This window comes from Hydrogenivirga sp. 128-5-R1-1 (assembly GCF_000171895.1).
This window is the reverse complement of sequence record NZ_ABHJ01000078.1, coordinates 1-3,214: the sequence shown is the minus strand read 5'-3', so window position 1 is coordinate 3,214 and position 3,214 is coordinate 1. Positions and strand designations below refer to the sequence as shown.

Annotated in this window: 5 protein-coding genes; all 5 read right to left on the bottom strand. The window is 28.3% G+C overall.

The genetic code is table 11. The features are described from left to right. Positions 1–47: 47 nt before the first annotated feature. The gene (locus HG1285_RS18270; RefSeq protein WP_008288462.1) at positions 48–266 is read right to left on the bottom strand and encodes a hypothetical protein; all 219 of its coding nucleotides are present in this window, start codon (positions 264–266) and stop codon (positions 48–50) included. Positions 267–378: 112 nt separating this feature from the next. Next, positions 379–660 (bottom strand): hypothetical protein, encoded by a 282-nt coding sequence (locus HG1285_RS05170; RefSeq protein WP_008288461.1) that lies wholly within the window; start codon positions 658–660, stop codon positions 379–381. Positions 661–671: 11 nt separating this feature from the next. Continuing rightward, positions 672–1,718 carry a hypothetical protein gene (locus HG1285_RS05175; RefSeq protein ID WP_008288460.1) on the bottom strand — a complete coding sequence of 349 codons (1,047 nt, stop codon included), beginning with the start codon at positions 1,716–1,718 and terminating at the stop codon, positions 672–674. Beyond that, on the bottom strand, positions 1,693–2,742 hold the full coding sequence (locus HG1285_RS05180) for a hypothetical protein (protein WP_008288459.1): 1,050 nt from the start codon (positions 2,740–2,742) through the stop codon (positions 1,693–1,695). Before HG1285_RS05180 ends, HG1285_RS05175 begins: the two co-directional genes overlap by 26 nt. After that, on the bottom strand, positions 2,726–3,214 hold a 489-nt coding region (gene hslV / locus HG1285_RS05185; protein ID WP_008288458.1), incomplete at its 5' end, for an ATP-dependent protease subunit HslV. The genes hslV and HG1285_RS05180, both read right to left, overlap by 17 nt.

Here is a 3,214-nt window from a genome sequence, read left to right as displayed (position 1 = left end):
TTATCATTTCTGGGTAAGTATATTAAGCTCGCAAAGGGTTTCCTCATCTAATTTTCAAAATCTCCAATATGCTCATTGGGACATACCATTAAATGACATGCATTATACGGATATAAGTTCATTATTACAAAACATTTTTTCCCTCTATATAACACTAAATTTTTCTCATCATCATTAGATTTATAAGCATTGCATAAAAAACAGCCTTCTATTTTATCAAAGCCTTCTATATACTGACTTCTCCATGGTGAATAAAGTCTTTCCATAATACCTCCTAAATATATTATGTTGTTTTTATTGTCTTATAAAGCATAATGATACCAGCAATTAAAAACGTAAAGGCAACTATTACAGCAAATATTTGATAAAAATCCATAACTATAGCTCCTTAATTTTATTTTCTATATTTTTTATTTTGTCCATAAGTTTTAAATATGCAACTACTGATAAGAAAATAAATACGATTTCTAATGTTCCTCCAATTATTATTAAGAATTCCAATAATTTTTTTGCTTTACCGTAAAGATAAAAAACAATTGTAAAAAATCCTGCTCCTAATGTTAAACTTACAAAAGTTAATATTCTAAAAATTTCAGTTTTAATTTTTAAATTTTCTATTTCTAATTTTTTAAGTTCTATTTCTTTTTGCTCTTTATTCATGAAAGCCACTCTTAAATTATTTGTACAGGGTCAACGTCTATTATTAATTTTATACCTAATTTTCTACATTTTTCATGTAAGATTTTTAATGCCTGTTTATTTTTAAAATCAATTAAAAGAAGTTGGGCTCTTTCTTTCCCTTTTACTTTATAGTGATAACCTTTAAAAATACCTTTATATTTTACATTTTTTAAATTGTTTTCTTTTATCCATATCTTAAACAGCTCATTTAAAAAATCTATATCTAAAATTTTTTTCTCAAAAGTGAGTAAAATGTATCTTTTGAAAGGAGGATAACCAAAATTTTTCCTTATATTAAGTTCATCTTCATAAAACTTTTCTAATTTTTTATTTAAAAAAGCTTTAATACTTATGTCATTTTGCTGGTTTGTAAACAGTATAAATTCTTTTTCTGCCTTTATATAAGAGTACAAAATATTTCTAAAAAATTTTTCCCTTCCTTTATAGTCTTGAACAAAAAGGAAGAAATCAGGGTATATGTTTATTACCCTTTCAAAATTTTCAGTTGTAAGGTCTTTATCTAAAATAGTTGTTGTAAGTTTTATATTAGTATCTTTTTCCTCATGTAAATAGCTAATGCCGGTGAAATATTTTTTTAAGTATTCCTCAACCTTTTCTATACCTATTCCTACAGTTTCAAGGGGAGTTTCACACTCTGGGCATCTTGTTATGGTTTCATACTTTGTTTTACAAATACTGCATTCTAAATACTCTTTTTCTTTTTTATAAACTTTCAGCGGTACATCGCAATTTTGACATAAAATTTCATCTTCACATCTTGGACAGTACAAAAATGATGCATAAGCTTTTTTGTTTGCAATTATCAGAGTTTTTTTCTTATCTTGTAAAATTTCGGTTAATCTTTTGAGAGAAAATTCCTTATCAAATGGATAAATTTTTATATTTGCTTTGTATTTTATTTTCAGAAATCTTTCTTTTAGAGGTTTGATAATATTTTTCTTGATAGAATAAAAACTCTCAATAGAAGGAACAAGGCTTGAATATATAAACTCAGTTTTTTTCTTTGTATATCTCAAAAACTGCCCTTCTTACGTCAAATTTAGGAGTTCTTAATGTTTTATAGCTGTCAGCAGCTTCTTCTTCTACTACGATAAATGAAAGATTTTTTATTGGAATTAAAATTCGTGCGTAAGAAGTAAGTAAAACTGACCCTTCCTTTTCCTGAAGCTCAAACCATGTTCTTACATTTTCCCTTGCATTTATTCCATCATGGTAAACATACAGGTTGTTTATTTCTTTTGATAAAATCTCATATGCTTTTTTTATGTGGGCTATACTTGGAAATATTAACAGAGAGCTTTTACCTTCTTGCTGTAATTTATTGATGATATTTATATAAGTTTTTAATCTTTTTTCTGCTGTATCGGAGCCGTAATAAAATAGCCCTTTATTTACTTTTATAGATTTTTCTACTGTTTGTTGCTTTAACTGGATTTTTCCTTCTTTTTTAAGTATAAAACTTTCTTTTTTTAAAATTCCTTTTTTTACCAGTGAGTTAATTGTAGTTTTGTTAAAACCTTGTTCTATAAGCTCAAGTTCTGTAATTTCGCCTAATGACGATACAAGTTCTACAAGTTCTTTCTGTCTTTCTGAAAGATTTTCATATTTTCTTATTTCTCCTAATGTGTAAATATAACTTTCAGGAAATGTTTTTATCCATTTTCCTTCTTTCTTTTTCCATCTTAAACCTTCAGGAATAAAATAATAAAGTGTAAGCCCAAAAGGAGCTATGTAATACTGTGATAAGTTATATGCTATATTTAATTCCTTTTCTGTGAATAAAGGCTTATCATCTGGAAGTTCTTCTATTTCTTTAATCTCATAATCTTCAATTTCAGAAAAACTTTCTTTATGAATTTCGGTGATTATTCCTGTATAACCTGATTTTCTAAAAGGGACTAAAACCCTTCTGCCTATAAGCTCTTTGTTTTTAAGTTTGTTGTATTTTTCTAAAGACAGTTTATAAGTAAAAGTTTGATAAAAGGGCAGAGGAAGGGCTACTTCAAAATAAATAAACTGAGTATTACTGTATTTCTTCAATGGTAATGTTCTGATTTGTATATATGCAAATTTCTCCGGCTATTTTCATAGCTTCTTCTACAATTTTTCTTGCGTCTAAATCTGTGTTCCTATAAAGGGCAAGGGCTGCACTTCTTGCAAAGTCTCCTCCTGAACCTGTAGCAAGGATAGGTTCATCTGGCTGAATAACATCTCCATTCCCTGAAATTAATAACATATGTTCTTTATCTGCAGCTATTAAGACTGCTTCAAGTCTTCTAAGGAATTTATCCATTCTCCATTCTTTTGCAAGCTCCACAGAAGCTCTTAATAAGTTGCCTCCGTACTTGTTTAGCTTTTCTTCAAGTCTTTCCATCAGTGCAAGTCCATCAGCTGCAGAACCGGCAAATCCAACTATAACTTTACCGTCATTTAGTTTTCTAATTTTTTTAGCAGTTGCTTTCATTACAGAATTTCCAAGAGTTACCTGACCGTCTCCTGCTATAACAGTTTT